The organism is Vibrio sp. YT-17 (genome assembly GCF_033337375.1).
GTDB lineage: Bacteria > Pseudomonadota > Gammaproteobacteria > Enterobacterales > Vibrionaceae > Vibrio > Vibrio alginolyticus.
This window is the reverse complement of the sequence record NZ_JAWOQP010000224.1, coordinates 1-1,009: the sequence shown is the minus strand read 5'-3', so window position 1 is coordinate 1,009 and position 1,009 is coordinate 1. Positions and strand designations below refer to the sequence as shown.

Genomic DNA, 1,009 nt, shown 5'->3' with positions numbered 1-1,009 from the left:
TCGGATAGTCACTCCTGACGGTGCCTCATACACTGAGGGGCAACTTCGTCATGCTCTGTTTCTTTTAGATCAGGTGATTTAATTTCCATAAAGAAGCATATAAATTAGTTGAGAAGAATTACCAACTCGAAAGGGTTGGTTTTTTTATATCAGCCGCTCGCCGCAAGAATTGATATTGAGCTTGCGAAAATCGATTCGAGGAAGCGGAATTTCTTCAATGTTTAACTTTGCCACGTTCACACCTTTTTATTTTTTGTGTTATTGTTTGTTTGTGAAGTTATGTGGTTGAGATCTCAAGCTTTCCGCGCCCGTGGTGTGTGGTACTGGCGCAGCCAGTGCCCCATACCACGGGCGCGGACTTGGACTTGTGTCAATAACTGTCGCAACCAAACTAAACCAATGAAAAATAAGGATTTTTTCATTTTTTTTATTCCACCTGTCCACATTTGTCCACATTTGACCATGTGAATTGCAGCCAAACGGTGACTTTATGTCTGATAATAGAATTACCATTAGATTCAATCCTGAGCAGCTTAGAGGCATTGAGACGTTCAGAAGTAGATTATTTATGGATAGACAAGAGTTTGTCCGTTATTGCGTCTCTGAGACGCTTAGAGAGCTTTTTAAAAGGGATACTGAATACAACAAGGAGATTGAACGTCTTAGGTCTGAAAATTCAGAGCTAAAAAAATGGATTTTAGATAATCATTAAAAATCTAAGCGATAGCGCTATTTGTTCTATGGTTTGTTCTATGGTTTGTTGGTGTGAACCTCTCACAGTAGGGTAGTGGAATTTATCACAGTAGGGTTGTGAACCTCTCACAGTAGGGCATGTGAACCTCTTACAGTAGGTTTGTGCATAAAATGCACCTAGGGGTTGTGTAATATTACATATGGGTTTATATTCAACGGGTACAAAAAAACCGCCATTACAGGGTTGCAGCCCTAGGCGGTTTCTTTATTCATCTGAGGATATTATGGCAAAGAAGACTCAAAGGAGCCAGTACGA

General features: G+C 40.2%; 1 protein-coding gene. It reads left to right on the top strand.

From position 1 onward, the window contains the following. Nucleotides 1-490: 490 nt before the first annotated feature. Nucleotides 491-712: a hypothetical protein gene (locus R7F67_RS25100; RefSeq protein ID WP_140060988.1), complete on the top strand. Its 222-nt coding sequence runs from the start codon at nucleotides 491-493 to the stop codon at nucleotides 710-712. Nucleotides 713-1,009: the final 297 nt, after the last annotated feature.

Excerpts from the sequence above, each read along its gene's own strand:
- R7F67_RS25100 (WP_140060988.1), top strand. The coding sequence starts at position 491 with ATGTCTGATAATAGAATTACCATTAGATTCAATCCTGAGCAGCTTAGA.